The sequence below is a fragment of the Pantoea cypripedii genome (assembly GCF_002095535.1).
GTDB classification, from domain to species: domain Bacteria; phylum Pseudomonadota; class Gammaproteobacteria; order Enterobacterales; family Enterobacteriaceae; genus Pantoea; species Pantoea cypripedii.
On the sequence record NZ_MLJI01000003.1, the window covers coordinates 199453 to 215442 of the forward strand.

Annotated in this window: 13 protein-coding genes; 5 read left to right on the forward strand and 8 right to left on the reverse strand. The window is 52.5% G+C overall.

Going from position 1 to position 15990, the window contains the following annotated elements; translation table 11 throughout:
• Window positions 1–99: 99 nt before the first annotated feature.
• Entirely contained in the window at window positions 100–1458 is a 1359-nt protein-coding gene (locus HA50_RS28980; protein WP_084880791.1) for an 8-oxoguanine deaminase, read from the forward strand.
• Between the two features lie 119 nt (window positions 1459–1577).
• On the opposite strand, the gene HA50_RS28985 is transcribed toward HA50_RS28980, so the two are convergent.
• Together HA50_RS28985 and HA50_RS28990 are read right to left on the reverse strand one after the other, a co-directional pair.
• Complete coding sequence (locus tag HA50_RS28985; RefSeq protein WP_084880793.1) at window positions 1578–2996, reverse strand: amidohydrolase family protein; 1419 nt, start codon at window positions 2994–2996, stop codon at window positions 1578–1580.
• Between the two features lie 8 nt (window positions 2997–3004).
• Window positions 3005–3973 (reverse strand): ABC transporter substrate-binding protein, encoded by a 969-nt coding sequence (locus HA50_RS28990; protein ID WP_084880795.1) that lies wholly within the window; start codon window positions 3971–3973, stop codon window positions 3005–3007.
• 582 nt (window positions 3974–4555) lie between these two features.
• Here HA50_RS28990 and HA50_RS28995 point away from each other — a divergent pair.
• The 3 genes from HA50_RS28995 to HA50_RS29005 all read left to right on the forward strand — a co-directional run bounded on the left by HA50_RS28995 (window position 4556) and on the right by HA50_RS29005 (window position 7555).
• Window positions 4556–5536, forward strand: coding sequence for an isopenicillin N synthase family dioxygenase (locus HA50_RS28995; protein WP_084880797.1), 981 nt, complete (start codon window positions 4556–4558; stop codon window positions 5534–5536).
• A gap of 272 nt (window positions 5537–5808) precedes the next feature.
• The gene (locus HA50_RS29000) at window positions 5809–6345 is read left to right on the forward strand and encodes a C40 family peptidase (RefSeq protein ID WP_084880800.1); all 537 of its coding nucleotides are present in this window, start codon (window positions 5809–5811) and stop codon (window positions 6343–6345) included.
• Between the two features lie 136 nt (window positions 6346–6481).
• Window positions 6482–7555, forward strand: a complete 1074-nt coding sequence (locus HA50_RS29005; RefSeq protein WP_084881214.1) for a GGDEF domain-containing protein — start codon at window positions 6482–6484, stop codon at window positions 7553–7555.
• 3 nt (window positions 7556–7558) lie between these two features.
• On the opposite strand, the gene HA50_RS29010 is transcribed toward HA50_RS29005, so the two are convergent.
• From HA50_RS29010 to HA50_RS29035, 6 genes are all read right to left on the reverse strand, one after another.
• A complete protein-coding gene (locus HA50_RS29010; protein WP_084880803.1) occupies window positions 7559–8746 on the reverse strand; it encodes an OmpP1/FadL family transporter in 1188 nt (395 codons plus the stop codon).
• 16 nt (window positions 8747–8762) lie between these two features.
• Entirely contained in the window at window positions 8763–9062 is a 300-nt protein-coding gene (locus HA50_RS29015; RefSeq protein ID WP_084880805.1) for a YicS family protein, read from the reverse strand.
• A 14-nt stretch (window positions 9063–9076) separates the two neighbouring features.
• On the reverse strand, window positions 9077–10351 hold the full coding sequence (locus HA50_RS29020; protein ID WP_084880807.1) for an anaerobic sulfatase maturase: 1275 nt from the start codon (window positions 10349–10351) through the stop codon (window positions 9077–9079).
• A gap of 34 nt (window positions 10352–10385) precedes the next feature.
• Complete coding sequence (locus HA50_RS29025) at window positions 10386–11393, reverse strand: HAD family hydrolase (RefSeq protein WP_084880810.1); 1008 nt, start codon at window positions 11391–11393, stop codon at window positions 10386–10388.
• 58 nt (window positions 11394–11451) lie between these two features.
• Window positions 11452–13146: an arylsulfatase gene (locus tag HA50_RS29030; protein ID WP_084880813.1), complete on the reverse strand. Its 1695-nt coding sequence runs from the start codon at window positions 13144–13146 to the stop codon at window positions 11452–11454.
• Between the two features lie 143 nt (window positions 13147–13289).
• A complete protein-coding gene (locus HA50_RS29035) occupies window positions 13290–15263 on the reverse strand; it encodes an alkyl/aryl-sulfatase (protein WP_084880818.1) in 1974 nt (657 codons plus the stop codon).
• Between the two features lie 438 nt (window positions 15264–15701).
• Here HA50_RS29035 and HA50_RS29040 point away from each other — a divergent pair, with 438 nt between their 5' ends.
• Window positions 15702–15968, forward strand: coding sequence for a YdgH/BhsA/McbA family protein (locus HA50_RS29040; protein WP_084880820.1), 267 nt, complete (start codon window positions 15702–15704; stop codon window positions 15966–15968).
• Window positions 15969–15990: the final 22 nt, after the last annotated feature.

Below are 15990 nucleotides of genomic sequence, written 5' to 3' on the forward strand. Positions count from 1 at the left end.
TGCGGCATAGTAGTGCCGCATCGCGATGCGCCTGGATCAGCAGACAGGCAATAACTGAGCTGGCTAACCCTTATGTTTAACCACTGAGAGGAGCCAGCCATGTGCGCTGCCCGTATCTGGATCAAAAACCCCCTTGCCGTATTTCTCCCCGACAACCTTGATGGCCGTGGCGGCCTGGTTATTGAAGGCTCGCGTATCAGCGAGATTCTGCGTCTGGGACAAACCCCGTCGCAGTCTTGCGACAGTGTGGTCGATGCTCGTGACCATGTGGTGTTACCCGGTCTGATTAACGCCCATCATCATTTTTATCAAACTTTAACCCGCGCCTGGCTTCCGGTGGTCAATCAACCGCTGTTTCCGTGGCTGAAGACCCTGTATCCAGTGTGGGCGCGTCTGACCCCCGAAGCGTTGCATCTGGCGAGCCAGGTGGCGATGGCCGAGCTGTTGCAGTCTGGCTGCACTACGGTGAGCGATCATCACTACCTTTTCCCCCAGGGGATGGAGCAGTCGCTTGATGTGCAGGTGGAGGTGGTACAACAGCTGGGGATGCGTGCGTTGCTGACCCGGGGTTCGATGAATCTGGGCGAAGAACAGGGTGGCCTGCCGCCGCAGCATACCATTCAGGATGCCGACACCATTTTGCAGGATAGCCTGCGCCTGATTAAGCAGTATCACCAGCGACGCGAAGGGGCACAGATTCAGATCGGCCTCGCCCCCTGTTCCCCGTTTTCCGTCACCACTGATTTGATGCGCGAAATCGCCCGCCAGGCGGAGCAGCATGATGTTCGCCTGCATACCCATCTGGGGGAGACGCTGGATGAAGAGGCGTTTTGCCAGCAAACCTTTGGTATGCGCACCGTTGATTATCTGGAACATGTGGGCTGGCTCAGCAATCGAACCTGGCTGGCGCATGGCATTCACTTCAATGAAGACGAAATCAAGCGCCTGGGTGCCGCCGGCACCGGTATCTGCCATTGTCCGGTATCCAATATGCGTCTGGCTTCAGGAATTTGTCCGACGGTAGACCTGGAAGCGGCGGGCGCGCCGGTTGGCCTGGGTGTGGATGGTTCGGCCTCGAATGATGCGTCGAATTTGATGTACGAGGCACGCCAGGCACTGTATCTGCAACGGCTGCGCTATGGTGCGGAACAGATTACCCCGCAGCGCGTACTGCGTTGGGCGACAGCCGGGTCGGCGCGCTTGCTGGGACGCACGGATATTGGTGAACTGGCGGTGGGCAAACAGGCGGATCTGGCATTATTTAAGCTGGATGAGTTGCGCTTTAGCGGCAGCCACGATCCGCTTTCTGCGTTGATTTTATGTGGCGCCGAACGGGCGGATAAAGTGATGGTGGGTGGGGAATGGCGTGTGTCAGACGGTGAGATCATCGGGCTGGATGCGGCAGAATTGATGGTGAAACATCGTGCCGCAGCAAAAGCGCTGATCGCCGGATTGTAATCATCATGGCCGTAGCGGCGCGACGCATCGCACCGGGTTGTAGCGGCGTGATTTATCACGCGGGGTTTGCCGGCACAGTGCAAATAATTGCGCGATAAATCGCGTCGCTACGCGTCAGGTTACGTTGTCACGCCTGCGCGCTGCTGAAGGGTTTTCACCGCCTCAGCGGCAGCACGCCCCAGCTCTGGCAAATCGACGCCCGGAATCACATCATCCTGCATGATTATTTTTCCCTGACAGAGCAGCGCTTTGATACGCGCCCGCCCGCCACAGGCAATCGGCCCGATGGCCATATCGTGCAAGCCAAAGTAGCGCGGATCATCGAGTTGATAGACCGCGATATCCGCCGCCATTCCCGGTGCAATCACGCCAGTGTTCAGCCCCAGCACCTGTGCGCCGCCGTGGGTGCCCCAGCGCAGCACATCTTCGATGCTGGCGGCATCGCCACCGCCTTCAAAAGTGCCACCGGCATAACGTGGTTGCGCCAGCATCCCTTTACGGGCGCGTTGCAATTGCCAGGCCGCATGGGTTTCGCTCTGCATGTCTGCGGCTTCATTGGATGCCGCGCCATCAACACCAATCGACACGGTTACCCCGGCCTGCTCCAGGGCCACCAGGTCAGCAATGCCGCTACCGAGGCGAGCGTTGCTCTGCGGACAATGGGCGATACCGCTGCCAGCCGCGCCGAGTAAGGCGATCTCTTCCGGCAGTAACTTCACCAGATGGGCGAACCACACATCGCGGCCGATCCAGTCATGTTCGGCGCAGAATTGCAGTGGTGTCATACCAAATTTGGCTTGAGCGGCATCGAGATAATCAACCGTTTCGGACAGGTGACTGTGCAGACGAATGCCAAGCTGGCGCGCCAGGCGGGCACTTTCCCGCAGCTCCTGCGGGGTGGTGGAATGCAGCGTGGTGGTGGGGGCCATCACCACCTGACGCATGGCAAAGGCATCGGGTTGATGATATTGCGTCACCAGCCGCTCAACATCGTCCATCATCGTCTCGAACTTTTCCGGGCGCAGCGCGGTGGGTAAATCGCTCTCCAGTCCACGGCTTTGGGTGGCACCGCCACGGCATAACACAAAACGCACGCCGAGCTGCTGCGCTTCCTCAAACAGGACTTGCGCGCCATCAAACGGCATCTCAGGCCAGTAAAGATAGTGGTGATCGGCAATGGTGGTGCAGCCGGAACGCACCAGCTCCACCAGACCAATGCGCGCTGCGATGCGGAAAGTTTGTTCATCAAACGCCCCGCGAAAACGGTAAGGTGTGGCGGCCAGCCAGGCACCGAGGCTTTGATTCAACCCCTGCGGCTCGCCTTTCAGCAGCGATTGAAACAGATGATGATGGGTATTGACCCAGCCCGGATAGACCACGCAATTGCGTGCGTCGATCACCTGCTCATCGTCCTGCGCCTGAAGAGAACCCAGCTCGTGGATCAGGCCGTTTTCGATACGAATATCGCGCGCGGCACTGCGGGGCTGCTGTATATCGCCGGTGAGGATGGCCTGGCAGTTTTTAATCAGAATTTTCATGCTGTCCCTTACATGGCCGCCTGACGATAGAACTGGGTGGTGAAGGCTTTTTGCCATGGCGTGGCGGCATCCAGCAACCCAGCTTTCACCATAAAATCACGCGTGGTTTGCCAGCGTTTTTCCGTCATCACCCCCAGGCCCTGTTTCGCTGCATCGCCACCATCGATTAGATGCAGCGTTTTCATCTGCGAAACGCCAAATGCCAGGATCGCATCGGTCATCTGCGGGTTTTCTTTTTTGATCAGTGCATCACCGGCAGCAGGATTGGCCAGGTAAGATTTCCAGCCCTCCATTGAGGCCTCGACAAAACGTTTCATGACATCCGGTTTTTGCTGCAACAGGTCATCGCGCGTCACCAGAATGCCGCCATAGGCGGGGTAGCCGTAATTGGCGAAGAGATAAAATTTGCTGTCCGGCTGTACTGCTTTAATTTGCTGAACTTCTGAAGTGGCGTAGGCCTGCTGGGCGGTATTTTTATCGGCGAGGAACGGCTGCATATTAAAAGTATAAGGACGCACCTGGCCATCGCTGAGTTGATATTTGCTTTTCAGCCACGGCCACCAGCTGGCCTGGCCGCTGGCGGAGACCAGCACGGTTTTGCCCTTCAACCCCGCCAAATCCTTTACATCACCGTGAGTGATAATGCCTTGCGGATCGAACTGGAAGGGGGCGGCAATGGCTTTCAGCGGGAAGTTACGCTGGATACCCTGCAACACCTGAAGATCATAGCTGACGATAACATCGGCACGGTTCGCCAGCAGCAGCGTCATATTATTCAGCTGCGGCCCGCCCGAACGCACTTCCACATCCAGACCGTATTTTTTATAGATCCCGGTGGCGACAGCCTGGTAATAACCGCCTTGCTCAGCCTGTGCTACCCAAGTGGTTTGCAGCACCAGCTTGTCTGCCGCATGGGCAAGGGAAGATGCGCCGATAAGCGCGGCGAACAGGGACAAACGGAAGGACGACATTGACATAAAAACCCCCAAAGCAAACGCAAAGTGTGTTCGTGTTCAGGGGATGATGCGGTGTATGAGCCTGCTCACGATGCATAGCACCGTCCCCTGACGAGGTACAGCCGAAGCTGTAGAGCAATGTTCCGCATGGCAGGCGCGCCACGCTAACCGCTTATACTCTGCTGTGAATTTAGCAAAGCCCATGCCATCCACAATGTTTTGTGTTTATTATTCTGATTTTATTGAATAAATCGTTTTGCGACGTCATGGATTGAAAGGATGTTTGTGAAACTTTGCTCAGTTGTGAGTCATTAGTTGCTGATTTGCATTGTTATGGTGCAACAAAACCGTATTTAACCCGCCGCGGCGTGATTGATCACGCGTCGTTGAGCCGAAGCACTGCAACAACCGCGCGATAAATCGCGCCGCAACGGGATCGTGCGATTTATGGCATAGATATTGCCAGATTGTTATTGAGTAGAAGCTGTCAGCCGTGGTCGTTGCCCGGTGGGTCATTGCTCGATCGCCCAGTGAATGGGCGCGGGGATGACCTGCCAGTTGCGGTGCAGGTCATCCGTTATCTCTTTATAACGAGGTGCACCAATGGAAAAGACAACGGCTTATACCCTGCATGAACTGGCTAAAGAATCGCGCATGGGCGCACGCGGCAGTGAAGCGGTGCGCGAAGTGCGTATCATCGATCTCGCTGATTTTGACCAACGTAAACACGAAATCGCCGACCAGCTGTGGCAGGCGGCCATCGACATCGGGTTCTTCCAGGTTTCCGGACACGACATCCCCCTCGACGATATCAACGCCGCGTTCGCCAATGCGGAGCGTTTTTTTGCGCTGCCGGAAAAAGAAAAAGCCCGCCACCCGCTCAGCCGCAATGCGGGCTGGGAATACCGTGCACAAATCCGTCCTTCTACCGGTAAACCCGATCAGAAAGAGTCATACCAGATCACGCTGCCACGTATGGATGGCCTGTGGCCGGATGATGACACCCTGCCAGGTTTTCGTGATGAGGTGATGAAGTTTGAGCGTCAGTGCTGGGCAGTGGGCATGAAGCTGCTTTCATGCTTCGCGCTGAAACTTGGCTTCCCGGAGGACTTCTTCAGCCACGCACATGAACCGTCACGCGCCACTTACCAAAGTACCTTACGTATGCTGCATTATTTTGCGATAACCGGTGAGGTGGATGGCCCGTGGCGTGCGGGTGCGCATACCGATTTCGATTGCCTGACTTTGCTGTTCCAGCGTGATGGGCAGGGCGGTTTGCAGGTGTGTCCGGGTAAAGAGATGGAGGAGCAGGTCTGGACGCCAATCGCGCCGCTGGATGGGCTGATTACCTGTAATATTGGCGATATGCTGATGCGCTGGAGCGACGATAAATTACCGTCCAATTTCCATCGCGTGGCGAATCCGTTACCCGGTGAGTCGGTTCCGGCGCGCTATAGCCTGGCATTTTTCTGCCAGGCAAATGAAGATGTCATGATCGAAGGGCCGGAAAAAAAATATCCACCGATTTCGGCGAAGGATTATCTGGCACAACGAATCAGTGCAAACTTCTCCGGCAAATATTGAGCGCACAAATAATACCGTTTCGCTTCATCAATCAGCGCTGAATTATTTTTAAGCCAAATTTGTGTGCAGGATGTGCAATTGCATCCTGCACCTGTCGATTAATTCACCATAAAGTGATTTAACTATTTACCTGCGGAAATATCCTGGTATTGTAGTGTAAGCCTGAGTAAGTGAAGTGTAAGGTACTGCAAGTCTGAGCGGTTCTGATTTTTCCGGCGTTCATTACTGCGGTATAAACCTGAAACCAACTTCAATGAGTGACACACGACACCATGAATTCCCCTGCAATGTTTAAGGCACTGGCCGCTCTGGTTTTTCTCTCTCTCGCAGGGTGCTCATCCCATTCTGCCCATCGTGACTCACAGGCCGATAATGACAGCGCGCAAAGCCAGGAAGATCTTATTCCGGTTATTGCCGCGTTACATGACCAGATGCATTCATGGCAGGGAACACCCTATCAATGGGGCGGTACGCAATTATCCGGTGTCGATTGTTCCGGCTTCGTTTGGCGCACCTTAAAAGATCGTTTCAATATTCCGATGGATCGCGTCACCACGCGTGAATTAATTCAAATGGGCGAACGGGTCCAGCCTGACCATATGCAGCCCGGCGATCTGGTATTCTTCCGCATCAATCATGAATTGCACGTTGGTTTTTATGACACCGATCAACAATTCCTGCATGCATCGGCCAGCCGTGGCGTGATGCGTTCATCTCTGAACAATCCTTACTGGAAATCGGTATTTATTCAGGCGCGTCGCTTGCACCGGGAATACAACTCCGAAATCACCCTCAACAAAACCACCTAGTCGCGATGTCTCTTCCGGCAACTTTGCGGTAAAGGAATAAACTGTATATCAGGGTCGTCAATCTGAAGGATGCCTGGTGAATAACAACCCAAGAGAACGTCGGCAGGAAATGCCACGCTGGAACGAACGTGGTGATATGGTCAGGCAGGCGCTGTCACAAAGCCTGCCCTGGTTTGCGTTTGTGAATATCAGCTTTGCTTTATTAATCGCCTTGCGTAACCGGTTATTTATCGATTTTGATGACCATGTACTCAGCCATAATGCCTTGATTCCGTTTGTCGAGCGCGGCATTTATCTGGTTATCGCCGCATCCCTGTTGCTGATACTGGTGGGGTGGCTAAGCGCGAAACAACCTTCGATCTCGCTACAAGGGTTGGGTCTGACGCTGGTGGCAGTGCTCAGCCTGATCTGGGCGTTCAGCTGCTACTGCTTCGTGGTTTTCTGGCATCTTCCGATTGCTTATCCGCTCGGCACAATTTTGTTGCTGACGGCAATGGCCGCACTCTATTTTTATCCGCAGGCATTGTTAACTTATGTCCTACCGTTGTGGCTTTCTCTCCCCCTTGCCAGTTACCAGTTAAATAATGGGATGAATACACGCTTTGCTCTCATCTGGTTGATCCTGACACTGATTTTGCTCTATGGGCGCTATATGCTGATGCGCTGGTTCAATGAAGCCTGGTGGCGCTATGAGCAGAACCAACTGCTGATTTCGCGGCTGGATATGCTGGCACATCAGGATGGATTGACCGCCACGGCCAATCGCCGTGCACTGGAAAATCACCTCAGGGAGGCGATGACACAGCAGCGACCTTTCAGCCTGATTATGCTCGATGTCGATTACTTCAAACGTTACAACGATCATTATGGTCACCAGGCTGGCGATGAATGCCTGACAGCGGTAGCGGCCGTATTGAAGGAGTCGGTGCGCACGCCGGAAGACGTGGTGGGCCGCTACGGCGGAGAGGAGTTTGTTGTGGTGTTGCTGGATGCCTCAACAGATGAGGCGGAGCGCGTTGCCGCCCGCATTCAGCAACGTCTGCAACAGCGGGCATTGGCACATGCTGCATCAGAGGTCTCAGCACAGGTTACCGTCAGCATGGGAATCGCCAGCACCACGTCAGATTGCAGCGCCGAACAATTGATCGCACACGCAGATGAGGCGCTGTATCGTGCGAAACGGCAGGGGCGCAATCGCTGGTCTTTCTGAACGTCAGAAGCGATAACTGTAATTCATGGTGAAAAAATAGATATTGGGATCCTGATATCCCCCTTTCACCAGCGGCGATGATACTGACGATGATTCCATATGCAGATATTCGAATGCAGCACCGATATTGCTGGACGGCGTGAGCTGATATTGGGCACCAATGCCATAACGCCATGCCGCCCCTGATGGCATCGTCATCGCGGTATCGTCCTGGTTTTTATAAAAGCTGCTGTCATAGGCAATACCGGCATTAAAGCGCCATTGATCATTGGGACGGAATTGCACGCCGAAGGCAGTATGCCAGGTATCGTTCAGGCGATTTTCCCGCGCCAGCGGCTGGCCGGAAACCTGAATCTGGTTGGCCCCGTAGCGGCTCCAGTCCTGCCAGCCCAAATCACCCAGTAACGACCATTGCTGATTCAAATCATGCACCGCACTCAGCATCAGCTGCGCCGGGGTATTAATTTGCGCCGCAATTGGCAGGGTATAAGAAACATTATCCAGCTGCGGGAAACGTGCCTCGCCATTAATATTGAAGTGGTATTCCGTTTTGCTGGTATAAGTCAGGCCGATACGCGTGGCTTGCGTGACTTGCATCAGCAAACCGGTACGGAAATTCAGCGCCCAGTCGTGGTCGGTGGCTTTCTCATCCTGCCCATCGACATCACGCGTTAGTGATAGAAAACCATAGTTGATGCCAAGACCCAGCCCCCAGGAAAGTCGCTCATTAATTTTCCAGGCCATCGCCGGGCTAAGTGTCATCCCCACCAGAGTGCTTTTTTTGATCAGGCGGTCACCCGCCCAGTCACCAAAATCCAGCCCAAGGCCGTAATTGCCATACAGGCCAATGCCAGCAGACCAGGCATCATTGATACGCTGATGGTAAAAAACGCTGGTACCGGGGAACCAGCCAATGGTGTTGCCCGGACTGTTGCCCTTCAGGAGGGCATCGTTATCCAGTTGGTACGGCGTGTCGCCATACAACGCTTGCAGGCCGCCCGTGATCATCCGATCGGGCAGGCGTGTCATCCCGGCGGGATTCGTCATCAATGTGGAAGCATCCTGCGCACGCGCCGCCTGGCCTGCACCCGCCAGCCCAACATCTTCCGTCGCGATTTCATACAGATAGAGGCCACTGGCGCTGACAGGTAGCGGCGACATGACAGCCACGAACAGAACAATATGGCGCATAATGGCTCCCGGTGGTTTATTTGCTCGTCAAATCGGTTGGGCAGGTCACGGCTGATATTTTTTGCTGGTAAAGCTGTTTTTTACCGCTTTTAAGCTCGTAAGCGGCGCTGGTAATGGCGTCGTGGCTAGCCGGGTTATCCATAAAATGTTTTTTCATCACGTCATCGGAAATGGTGCTGCTGACATGGCAATGGGCGCGTAAATCCTTGAGGATGGTTTGTTCGCGCAATGCCGTGGCGAGGCTGTCATAAGGTGATGCGGCCAGGTGCTGAATGGGTATCACCGCGAAAATGATCATCAGTAGAGATCGGCGCATGTTGTACTCCTTGATTACTCTTTGAGGTTGTTAAGGATGCTGGCGATTTGCTCTAAAGCGGGCATGGCTGATTTAAAGAATGTTTTGATGCCGGGACATAAATAATTAAGTCCCAGCTCACCATCGGGCGCACGCACGATGCGGTTTTTGGGGCATTCACCCCAGCACAGTTTCAGGTAAGGGCAGGTTTTACAGTAGCGGGGCAGCGTGTCTCTTTTCCCGGTGCCGAACTTGCGTTGCCGTTCGGAGAACACCAGATGCGCCAGTTTATGCGTGGTTACATTGCCCAGCCGATATTCCGGATAGACGTAATGATCGCAGGAAAAGACGTCACCATTTTTCTCTATCGCCAGGCCTTTGCCGCAAAATTCTGCGGTGATGCAAAGTTGCGACGGCAGTCCCATGGTTTGCACCACGGCGGTTTCGAACAGGTTAACCTGCACGCGTCCTAAGTCTTTGCTCATCCACTCCTGAAAGGTGACCTTGAGAAACTGTCCCCAGTCTTCGGGATCCACTGACCAGTCGGTGACGATGGAGTCGAGGTCGCCAGGTTTCGCCCGACGGGAACCGGTCACCGGAATGGTATCGTCGCACCAGAATTGGGGGGCCGTGCTTTTAAAATCGACCGGCTCGACACAGGGATTAAATTGAATATAGGTCGCCCCCAGCTCCTGGGTTAAAAACCGATACACTTCCAGTGGAAACCTGGCGTTAGTCCGGTTCACCACCACCAGGGCATTAAAAGGCACACCGTGGCGCTTTAATGCGTCGATACCTTTCATTACGCGATCAAAGGTCGGTTTTCCACTGCGAGTGACGCGGTAGCGATCATGCAGTTCGCGTGGGCCATCAATAGATACCCCCACCAGGAAACGATGTTTTTTGAGAAACGCTGCCCACTGATCATTTATCAGCACGGCATTGGTTTGCAGATCGTTCTCAATTCGCTGATTTCTGGGCTGATATTTTTTCTGTAAGGCGACAACTTTTTCAAAAAAGGCCAGCCCCATCAGCGTGGGCTCTCCGCCTTGCCACGAGAAAATAATTTCCTCGCCATCCTGGCTGGCGATGTACTGACGAATAAAATCTTCCAGTATTTCATCGGTCATGCCGCTATCGCGGTGTTGATGGAGTAAGTCTTCTTTATGCAGGTAAAAGCAATAACTGCAATCCAGGTTGCAGGTGGAGCCAGAAGGCTTAGCCATCACGTGATAACGACGTTTGTAATTCACACCCAGCTTTTCAAAGGTAAGAATAGGGGTTAGCGGGACGGTGGTGCTGTGTTTCATCTCGTTCCTCACTTAGCCTGATTGGCCTGATGTGTTATTGCGGAAACACCACTTTCCAGTCCGTTTTCATGCTGACAACCGGCCAGCCTTTTTCCCTGGCTTCATCCAGCCCTTTATCCAGCTTGCCAAAACTGGATTTGCGGTCGTAGGCATATTCACGGTCAGGGTCATCATGATGCAGATAAAGAACAAGACGGGTGCCAGGCGCAGAGGAGACATATTGCAGCATCGGCAAATCGCCATCGGAATTACCAAAGGCCAGGATTGGCATGCGGCCAATATAACGATGGATGGCAACAGGTTTATTTTCTCCATCGTCAATAAAGTTGATGGCACCTTGTTTAATCAGTTGTGGCTGGCCCTGTTTATTCCGTTCGAATTTAATGTTATCGGTTGAGCCAATCACCTGTTCTGGCGGAATACCGTAGATTTTTTCCGTCCACGGACGCATAAAATCGGCACCGCCACCGGAAACGATATAGGTTTTAAAACCGTTGGCCCGCAGGTAATCCAGCAGCTCCAGCATCGGCTGATAAACCAGTTCGGTATAAGGGCGTTTGAAACGCGGATCGCGTGCGGTGGCTAACCATTGTAAGACGTTGGCCTGATAAGCATCGGTGGTCATGCCAGCATCAGCGGCGTGTTCAATTGCCATCAACCCCTGATTTCCTGTTGCGGCGACAGCATGCAAATCGTTTTCCAGGATGCCCTTAAAAGGTTGTTGGTTTTTCCATTCAGGATGCTGTGGGGCCAGCGTTTTAATCCGATCAATCAGATAGACCAGCTGGACATAAGCTGGCTGTTCGGTCCAGAGCGTGCCGTCATTGTCGAATACAGCAATACGCGCCTCCGGTTTGACATAACCCGCGTCACCTTCATGCGTCACTTTTTGCACGAAAGCGATTATTTTTTCCCGGGCTGAGGAATTATTCCAGGAAGGCAGATCGGTTGCCGCATGGACGCTTTGAAAGGCGAAGAAAATACACAGAGTCAGGGCTATTGCCCAGGTCTGCTTACCGGCCCGACGAACGAAAATAGTCATCTCAATGCCTTAGTGAAGGAGAGAATAATGGCCCGATAATGATCGGGCCAGCGATTAATCAGTTGCCAGTCGGTAATCCCAACTGAAAACCTTCTTTATCGAGCTGATCGCGCACATTCTGGAAACGTTGATACTGGCTGATGGTGATCGGACCGGTATAGGATTCACTCTGCGCCGGACGTGGTGGATATTTGGCATAGGTTTTCATCAGGTCACCGATAGCCTGATTAAACGTCACCAGCGTCCAGGTGTGCTCGGTGTAGTTATTCATAAAGATGTCGTAGCGTTCCTGCGGGTCCTGCCAGAGATCAAAAATCTGCGGCACGGTAGCAACATAGGACGATGGGCCTTTCCAGCCTAAGTTACTGTCCACTGCCAGGCCTCCGGTTGGCATACCATTGTCACCGCGCAGATTAAATACCGCTTTGTAATGCCCAACGCGAACCGCTCCCGGCGTCAGTTCATTTTCGGTGAAGTAGAACCATGAGGTACGCGGGTCCGGGCCTGTGCCGAACAGCACCGGGGAGATGTCGTAACTGTCGAAAACAATCGGTTTACCTGCCCGGTCATTTTTTGGCAGTTCCTTAATGCCCGCAACCGAAGCGAAGGTCGCCATTAAATCCAGTCCGCCCACAATGTCGTGGTTTTTTACATCCGCTTTGATTTTGCCTGGCATCCAGGCGATGGCTGGAACGCGACTGCCACCTTCGCGGTCGGTTCCTTTGGTGCCACGGAAGGGGGTATAGCCAGCATCGGGATAGACATCCTGCCAGGCCCCGTTATCGGTGGTGAACACCACCAGGGTATTTTTGTCCAGACCCAGTGAGCGAACTTTATCCATGATATGACCGACCCGGGCGTCCATTTCGACCATCGAATCGGCATATTTCGACTTGGACATCGATTTCCCAATGAAATCGGGATCCGGCATATTCGGTTGATGGTTTTTCATAAAATTGATGCTCATGAAAAAGGGTTTGCTATCTTTCGCATGAGCGTCGAGATATTCCAGAGACGCTTTTTCTACATAGCGATCAAAGAAAGGAATGCCGACCACACCCTCTTTGCCATTAATTTCAGGGGTATTGACGTACTGACCATTTACTTTGAAATCTTCATGAGGTGCTTCACCAGCTTTACCCGATAACGCCCCACGGGTCACGCGGGCGAACATTTCGCGCAGTTTCGGATCCATATCCGGGAACCAGGTTGGATCGGCGTAGGTATAGGCATTGAGATGGTAAAGCCCGACATAGCGCATCTCGTCATAACCCTGGGCGTTAGGCAGGGCATAGTCCGATTCCCCCAGGTGCCATTTTCCGGTAAAGAAAGTATCGTAACCCGCTGTTTTCAGGACTGAAGCCAGCGTCCATTCTTCTTTTGGCAGTCCGCCACCTTGCCCCTGGAATGCCACGGTGGTCATGCCGCTGCGGTTAGGTATGCGGCCGGTTTGCATTGCCGCACGGCCTGGGGTGCTGCTTGGCTGCCCATAAAAACTGAAGAAGGTCATCCCTTCCTGGGCCATTTTATCGAGATTAGGTGTTGGCATACCCCGGCCTTCACCACCCCCATAGGCTCCGAGATCGCCGTAACCGGTGTCATCAGCAACGATTAGAATGATGTTAGGTTTATTACCCTCACTCTGATTCTCAGACACATTTTTCGCTGGTTCTTCCGCCCGGCTGGCACCGGGGAGCAATATTGAACCAGCAGCCAGTGCCAGAACGCCGACGCCTTTGTAGGATCTGTTCATCGTATGAATCCTTAGAAATAGCGGTTGATGAATAAAAATTAAATTCAACAGGGGTACTGAAATTGAGCGAAATACTGGATCGGAAATATTTATAAAAATAAGAAATGACGGGCTGCTAAATAATTCAGCAGCCCGTTAAACGATTACGGTGTCACCATATTGAACCAGAACTCGAATTTATCCATGTAACCCAGCAGTTCATCGACCTTGACAGAATTGCCGCTGATTTTGACTTCACCTTTATCCTGCGCCTGCTTCAGCGTTTCTTCCTTCAGGATGATTTTGTTCAATGTGTCGCGGTTGAGGGTAAGGGTGGCATCCGCGTGCTGCGCCTGGGCATCGGACGTGTGGTTGAGTACACCATTTTCCAGCTCCAGCTTGTATTTGCCGCCATCATCGCCCAAATCGACGTTAATCACTGCCTTCGCATTACCCGCTTTCTCGCCATTGATATGCACTGCGAGGAAATCGAAGAACATTTCCGGTGTCATCGCTTTGACCGTATCCGGGCTGGCGGTATTCGGCGTTGGCAGTTTCATTACGCCATTGCGTAACTCCTGAGCACCGGTCAGATAAAAATTACGCCACGGGCCGGATTCCGCCTGATAACCCAGCTGTTCCAGAGCATCGGCCTCCAGATCGCGGGCGGCTTTGTTTTCCGGATCAGCAAAAACCACTTTGCTGACTACCTGCGCTACCCAGCGGTAATTACCCTGATCGAAGTCGGTTTTGGCTTTTTGCAGGATATTGTCCGCGCCGCCCATATATTCAACGAATTTCTTCGCCGCTTCTTCCGGAGGCAATTCATCCAGCGTGGCCGGATTGCCATCAAACCAGCCAAGATAAAGTACGTAAGTGGCTTTAACATCGTGACTGACGGAGCCGTAATAACCCCGGTTCGCCCAGGTTTTTGCCAGTCCATCCGGCAGCTTGAAGTTGGCGGCGATTTCGTCACGCGTCAGGCCTTCATTTGCCATCCGCAGCGTCTGGTCGTTGATGTAGCGATAGAGGTCGCGCTGGGTTTTCAGCAGATTGTTGACGTTATCATTGCCCCAGGTTGGCCAGTGATGTTGGGCGATAATAATCTCAGCTTTATCGCCCCAGCGGGTAATCGCATCATTGATGTATTTTGACCAGGGCAGGGGCTCACGAATTTTTGCGCCGCGCAGCGAGTAGGTGTTGTGCAGGGTATGAGTGACATCTTCTGCCGCCTCAATCATTTTCTTCTCTTCGACATACCACAACATCTCTGATGGCGCTTCAGAACCCGGTGCCATCATAAATTCATAGGTCAGGCCGTCGATGGTGTGCTTCTCACCGGTTTTCGTGATGGTGTCCGTTGGGGCAATCAGGGTGACGGTTCCTGCTGACGTGGTGGTGCCTAGCCCGGCACCGACCTGGCCTTTCGGATCGGCTTGCAACAGGTTACCGTACATATAACTGGCACGACGGCTCATCACGTTGCCCGCCATGATATTTTCAGCCACCGCGGCCTCCATAAATCCTGCCGGGGCGTAAATTTTCACTTTGCCGGATTTCACATCCGCTTCATCGACCACACCGCGTACGCCACCGTAGTGGTCAACGTGGCTATGGGTGTAAATCACCGCCACCACCGGCTTTTTGCCACGATGTTTGTAGTAAAGATCCATCCCCACTTTGGCGGTTTCAGCGGAAACCAGCGGGTCAATAACCGTGATGCCTTTATCACCTTCGATGATGGTCATATTGGAGAGGTCAAGATTACGGATCTGGTAGACGCCATCGGTGACCTGAAACAATCCGCTGATATTGATTAACTGCGACTGACGCCAAAGACTGGGGTTAACGCTATCCGGCGATTTCTCTCCCTCTTTAATAAACGCGTATTGGCCCGGATCCCAGACCACATTTCCCGCTTCGCCTTTAATCACCGCAGCAGGTAACGCAGCGATAAAACCTTTATGGGCATCGCTAAAATCGGTTTTATCAGAGAATGGCAGTTGATTGTACAGCGCGTCATTGGTTTCTTTAGTCGCTGTGGTCGCATCTTTGCGTAAATCCTCGGCAGCAAAGGAATTAAATGCGTTGGTTAACAGCGTAGCAAGTACAAGGCAATGCAGGTATTTCCGTTTCATTGATTGACCTCAACTGGATGGACTAAAAAATTTTAATCATGTTTGAAGTCTGGTGAATTTCAGGCCAGTAAAAAGTAGAAAATCGGCCGGAAAATATCGATTTAAGATGTGTAAAATTATTAATATTTTGATGTAAACGTAGCCGATGGATTACAGTAATCAAGCGAAGCGTAAATAATTTATTTCTTTTTAAGTCAGTCAAAAAATTTAAAGACCATCGATTTAGTAAAGGCATCCCACAGCCGGTTGAGGCTATCTTGTTGCAACTCATGCAGTTTTTTCGTTATGTCGCTTCGTTAATAAATAGAGATAATTGGTTGGGTGATGTTGAAAAAAATACGGCGATGCGTATCGCGCAGTTGCAATATTTCCAACCCGGTCTAAGAATTTAATTGCTGCAATGCAGAGTCCATTCTCAATCATCTCTGAGGTGTGATAATGAAAAAAATCCTGACCGGAATGATAGCGTGTATTACCGCCTCGCTAATTTGCTTTTCAGCTTTCGCTGCAACGGAAATCAGTAAACAAGAGGCGAAAAAGCACCAGAAAGTAGGCACCGTTAGTTCCACTAAAGAACATACTTCACCGCGTGCGGTGATGGAGGAAATTTCCAAAAAGGCTGATGCAATGGGAGGTAAGTATTTTGTTATTACCTCCGGCAATGAAGGCGACAAAGTGCGTGCGACGGCAACGGTATACAAATAAAAACACTGCGCCCTGTTAATCC